Origin of the sequence: Cellulomonas triticagri (assembly GCF_003696205.1) — a bacterium.
Lineage (GTDB): Bacteria > Actinomycetota > Actinomycetes > Actinomycetales > Cellulomonadaceae > Cellulomonas > Cellulomonas triticagri.
Genome location: NZ_RFFI01000180.1, coordinates 1 through 4859 on the forward strand (window position 1 = coordinate 1; position 4859 = coordinate 4859).

The following is a 4859-nucleotide window of genomic DNA, read 5'->3' on the forward strand; positions in this document are numbered from 1 at the left end:
GCACCGCGGCGCTCCTGGCCCGCCCGGTCGGGGTGCTCGCCGGGGTGGCCCTGCTCGCGGTCGCGGCGGCGGCCGGGGTGCGGTGGCTCGGGCGCGACGACCCCGCCCCGGTGGACGGCGAGCCCGTCGACCTCGGTGCCGGGGCGGCGGCGCTCGTCGTGGCCGTCGGGGTCGTGGCCACGTCCACGCTGCTGGCCCGGTGGACGCGGATCGCCGTGGCGTCGGCGCTGCTGCCGGACGACGCGGCCGCGCGGGCCCGGCACCGGGAGATCGACGCCTGGCGCCTGAGCGGGGAGCGCCAGCGGTCGGGGTCGGTCTGGGCCGTCGTCGGCGTGCTCGCCGGGGCGGGGGTCGCCGCGTGGCTGGCCCGGCCCGGGCTCGGCACGCCGGACACCGCCGGGCAGGACGTCGCCGGGTCGGTCGTTCTGCCGGTGGTCGCGCTGCTCGTGGCGGGTGGGCTGGGCGTCGCCGCGGGGGCCGCGCTCGTCGCCGCGGCGGTCGGTGACATCCACCGGGTCCGGTGGGACCGGGTGCCGAGCCCGCCCCTGCCGGGCGCCGAGCGCCGCGCCCCCGCGGTGGTGACGGTCGGCGTCGCGGCGGTGGCCGTGGCCGCGCTGGTGCTGCCGGGAGCCGTGGTGGCGGCCGCGAACCCGTGGGGTCTGGCGCGCACGTCGGTGGTCGCGGCGAGCGCCGGGAGCGGCGCGGTGCGCGTCGTGCCGCTGGGCGACGACGTGCTGCGCTCGCAGTCGCAGTCGGACTGGTCCGTGGGCTGGCAGCGGCTGGACGTGTGCGGGGACGACGGGTGCGCGCCGAGGTCATCGGCCCAGGTGCCGTACCCGTCGGCGGTGGTCGGTACCGCGGACGGCGAGGGCGTGCTCTCCGTCGGCTGGCGCTCCGACGCCGCCTCGCGGGACGACGTGACCGACCGGACGCAGCTGCACCTCGAGCTGGTCACCGGCTGGCAGCCGGCCGCCGACCCGGACGCGTACCGCGTCGGCCCTCTGCCGACGGCGCTGGAGCCGGGGGCGCCCCGCGTCCTGCGCAGCACCCCGCTGGTGGTCACCTCGGACCCGGTCCCCGGCGACCCGCAGACCGAGCCCGTGCGGACGGTCGCCGACTACCCGGAGATGCCGGTGGCGATGGCCCTGGCCGACGACGGCACGGTCGTCGTCGCGACGGCCGTGGCGCGCACGGGCCTGCCGGTCGAGGTCGTGGTGCTCCGGTGCGACGCGGCGACCTGCACCGAGGACCGCACGGTGCTCGACCTGGTCGGCCCGCTCCCGGACGACCCGCTGGACGTGGCGGTCGCGCCCGACGGCACCACGTACACGGTCCTCGCCGGGGCGGACGTGGCCGACGGCGTCGGCGACGGCTGGGACGTGCTGCTCGTGGGGGACGGCAGCGGCGCGCTCGTCGAGCGGGTCCGGCGGCCCGGGGTGGGCGTCCCGGACCTGGTGCGGCGGACGCAGCCCGGCGCCGACGTCGAGGTGGGGCCGGACGGGACGCCGTGGGTGCTGTTCCGGGACGACGTCACCGCGACCCTGCTGAGGTGCGACGACGCGACGTGCGCGACGAGCGACGAGCGGGAGATCGGGCAGACCGTCGGCCCGCAGGGGGCGCTCGCCGTCGACGCGACCGGGCGGCCGATGGTCGCGGCCGTGTCCCAGTTCGACCGCGGCGTGCGGCTGCTGTCCTGCCGGGACGCGGCGTGCTCCTCGGTCGAGGAGCGCCTGCTGCTCGAGGCCGACGTCCCGCCCGCGGGCCGGCGGTGGGCGGGGCCCCGCACGGCTCTGGCGCTCGCGGACGGGCTGCCCGTGCTGGCGCTCTCCGGGGACGAGCGCGGCACCGAGCACCTCGTCGTGCGCTGCCTCGACGCCCGCTGCGGCGCGGACTGAGGCGCGGCGGGCGTGCCGCTGGGGCGCGGTCAGTCGCCCGCGTCGACCGTCGCGCGCTGCGGGCCCGGCTGCCGCCCGTGGGCGGACAGGGCGTCCGGCGCGATCGACATGACGTCGTCCCGCCCGGCGCGGTCCGGCCGCGTCCGGGCACCCGCCCGGACGCGGCGGGTGTGGGTCTCGACCGCGACGAGCACCCCGGTGAGCGCGAGGGCCGCGAGGACGGTCGCGCGGGTGCCGAGGGCGTCGGGGCCGCTGGCGAGCGCGCCCAGCGCGGCGCCGCCCGCGAACGCCACGACGATGACGGCCAGCCGCCCGGCGACGACGCGCTGCGCCCGGTCGTACCCGCTGAGCCACTCGTAGGCGGCGGTGACGAGGGTCCGCAGGTTCCCGGTGGTCATCGTGGTGCTGTAGGCGGTCTCGCCGATCAGCCGGAACGTCGTGACCTGGAGCGCGGCGACGAACGCGACGGCCGTCGTGGTCCACAGCGAGGGGGTGCCCGGCGGCAGGGCCGCGACGCCGAGCAGGGTGCCGATCTCGGCGGCCAGGACGAGGCGCGTCGGGTCGGACAGCCACCGCCGGTGCCGGTGCGCGGCCAGGACCTCGGCGGCGAGCAGCCCGAGCAGGAACGCCCCGATGATCGGCAGGTGCCGACCGGCCTGCGCCCACTGCCCGCGCGCGGCGTCCACGGCGACGAAGACGACGTTGCCGGTCTGGGCGTTCGCGAACACGCCGTCGTGCGCGACGAACGTGTACGCGTCGAGGTACCCGCCGACGACGGCGAGGGTCGCGCCGGTCGCGAGGTGCTCGGCGCGGGCGCGCACCCTCACCACGGTCGGGCTCCCGGGGTGCGCGGGAGAGCGGCCTGGGTGGCGTGGTCGGGTCGGTCCACGCCACCCAGTATCCCGCCATTCGTCCCATGACTCGACCGTGGTGGGGTGCGGTGCGGCTCAGCCCTCCGCGAGGATCCCCTCGATCTGGCCGAGCGCCAGGGTCATGCCCTCGACCATGCCCATCGCGGCCATCTGCTCCATGGCCTCGGTGCTGGGGAACGTGCTCGTGACGGTCATGCGGGTGCCGGTGCCCGTGGCGCTGAGCTCGACGCGGCCGATCGTGGTCGGCATGGTGTCGTCGGGCCGGCCGTCGGCGTCGGCGAACCGGTCCTCGTACTCGAGCGCGTGCGGCGGCTCGACGGCGCGGATCCGCCACAGGCCGTGCGCGCGGGTGCCGTCCGGGCCGGTCATGTAGTACGCGGCGCGGCCGCCCACGACGAGGTCGTGCTCGGTGAACGTGGCCGGCCAGGTGGGCGGCCCCCACCAGCGCTCGAGCTGCCGCGGGTCGGCCCAGACCTGCCACACCCGGTCCACCGGGGCGGCGTGCTCGGAGACGATGGTCAGCGTCAGGGTGTCGGCGTCCTTGATCGTGTCGACGACGGTCATGTGGCGGTCCCCTCCTGCGGTGCGGCGAGCAGGTCGTCGACGCGGTCGATGCGGCCGCGCCAGATCTCCTCGAGGCGGTCGAGCAGCCGTGCGGCGGCCCGGATGGTCGAGAGGTCGGCGTGGACGATCTGCTCGCGGCCGTGCCGCTGCTTGATCACGAGGTGGGCCCGCTCGAGCACGGCGACGTGCTTCTGCACGGCGGCGAAGCTCATGGCGTAGCCCTCGGCGAGCGTGCTCACCGACGCCTCCTGGCGCAGCACCCGCGTGACGATGTCGCGGCGGGTGGCGTCGGCGAGCGCGGCGAACACGCGGTCGACCTCGTCCTGGTCCAACTGACGTACAACCATGAAGTTGTACGTTACGCCCGCGGCTGCGCCGCCACAAGGGATCGCGTCAGGACGTCACGTCCGCCGTGGTGAACCGCGCCCACGCCAGCGAGCCGAACAGCGCCACCCACGCGACCTGCACCAGCAGCCCGCCACCCAGCACGCCCCAGTCGACCTGGATCCGCAGGAGCTCCGCGAAGTCGAACCAGTGGTGCGTGAGCAGACCGCCGTGGATCGCCGAGACCTGCGGCAGCGAGTCGAGCACCGTCGACACGATCGCGACGACCACCGTCGCGGCCATCGCCCCCACGGGCACCTCGGTCAGCGTCGAGAAGAACAGGCCGACCGCCACCAGACCCGTCAGCGACAGCCCGACGTAGGCGACGATGCCCGCCACCCGGAGCACGCCCTCGCCGACCGGCACCGTCCCGCCGGACAGCAGCGTGACGTCGTGCAGCCCGAAGTACAGCGCGCCGACCACCAGCCCCGTCACCGCGACCGCCAGCACCGCGGCGGCCGCGAACACCAGCGCCGCGACCGCCTTCACGGTCAGCAGCCGGGTCCGGGGGACCGGCACCACCAGCAGGTAGCGCAGCGTGCCCGCCGACGCCTCGCCCGCCACCGCGTCGCCCGACGCGATGCCGATGCACAGCGGCAGCAGGAACGGCAGGCTCAGGAACAGGCTCGCCACCACGAGGAACAGGCCGTTGCCCGTCACCTGCCCGACGAACGACGGGCCCTGCCCCGCCAGCGCGCCGTCCCGGGTGAGCCACAGGACCGTGCCCAGCAGCACCGGCACGAGCGCCAGGCCCGCCAGCAGCACCTGGTTGCGGCGCCGCCCGAGGACCAGGCGCAGCTCGGAGCGCAGCAGCCGGGACCAGGCGACGGGCGCCGGAGCCGGTCGCGCGGGGGCGGTGGCGGTCTCAGCGGGCGACATCGAAGCCCTCCCCGGTCAGCTCGACGAACACCTGCTCCAGGCTCGGGCGCTCCACGGCGAGGCCGCGCAGGTCGACGCCCGCGTGCACGAGCGCCGCGGCGACCTTCTCCGCCGGGACGTCCGCCGGGGAGGTCGCGGCGGTCAGGCGCACCTCGTCGTCCGCGCCGGATGGCGGGCCCGCGGTGGTCGCGGGATCGGGCGCGGCGCCGGTGAGGCCGAGCCCGTGCAGCACCTCGGTCGCGGCGGCGGCCTGCGCCGCGCGCGT

5 protein-coding genes and 1 pseudogene are annotated in these 4859 nt (G+C 77.0%); 1 reads left to right on the forward strand and 5 read right to left on the reverse strand.

Annotated features, from left to right (window positions below; translation table 11 throughout):
* Positions 1–1895: hypothetical protein (locus EBM89_RS21540; RefSeq protein ID WP_199732211.1), on the forward strand; the 1895-nt coding region annotated here is incomplete at its 5' end.
* Positions 1896–1924: 29 nt separating this feature from the next.
* Here the strand turns inward: EBM89_RS21540 and EBM89_RS19420 are convergent.
* The 5 genes and pseudogenes from EBM89_RS19420 to EBM89_RS21925 all read right to left on the reverse strand — a co-directional run.
* Positions 1925–2716 (reverse strand): YoaK family protein, encoded by a 792-nt coding sequence (locus tag EBM89_RS19420; protein WP_158609729.1) that lies wholly within the window; start codon positions 2714–2716, stop codon positions 1925–1927.
* 126 nt (positions 2717–2842) lie between these two features.
* Positions 2843–3331 carry an SRPBCC family protein gene (locus EBM89_RS19425; RefSeq protein ID WP_122151243.1) on the reverse strand — a complete coding sequence of 163 codons (489 nt, stop codon included), beginning with the start codon at positions 3329–3331 and terminating at the stop codon, positions 2843–2845.
* Positions 3328–3678: an ArsR/SmtB family transcription factor gene (locus EBM89_RS19430; RefSeq protein ID WP_122151244.1), complete on the reverse strand. Its 351-nt coding sequence runs from the start codon at positions 3676–3678 to the stop codon at positions 3328–3330. The genes EBM89_RS19425 and EBM89_RS19430 overlap by 4 nt, the downstream gene beginning before the upstream one ends.
* Positions 3679–3724: 46 nt before the next feature.
* Positions 3725–4594 (reverse strand): ABC transporter permease, encoded by an 870-nt coding sequence (locus EBM89_RS19435; RefSeq protein ID WP_122151245.1) that lies wholly within the window; start codon positions 4592–4594, stop codon positions 3725–3727.
* Positions 4581–4859: pseudogene (locus tag EBM89_RS21925) on the reverse strand (ABC transporter ATP-binding protein); the annotation flags it as partial. The pseudogene EBM89_RS21925 and the gene EBM89_RS19435, both read right to left, overlap by 14 nt.

What these genes read in the sequence shown, in the direction of transcription:
- EBM89_RS19425 (WP_122151243.1), bottom strand. Translation starts at nt 3,331, where the DNA reads ATGACCGTCGTCGACACGATCAAGGACGCCGACACCCTGACGCTGACC.
- EBM89_RS19430 (WP_122151244.1), bottom strand. Translation starts at nt 3,678, where the DNA reads ATGGTTGTACGTCAGTTGGACCAGGACGAGGTCGACCGCGTGTTCGCC.
- EBM89_RS19435 (WP_122151245.1), bottom strand. Translation starts at nt 4,594, where the DNA reads ATGTCGCCCGCTGAGACCGCCACCGCCCCCGCGCGACCGGCTCCGGCG.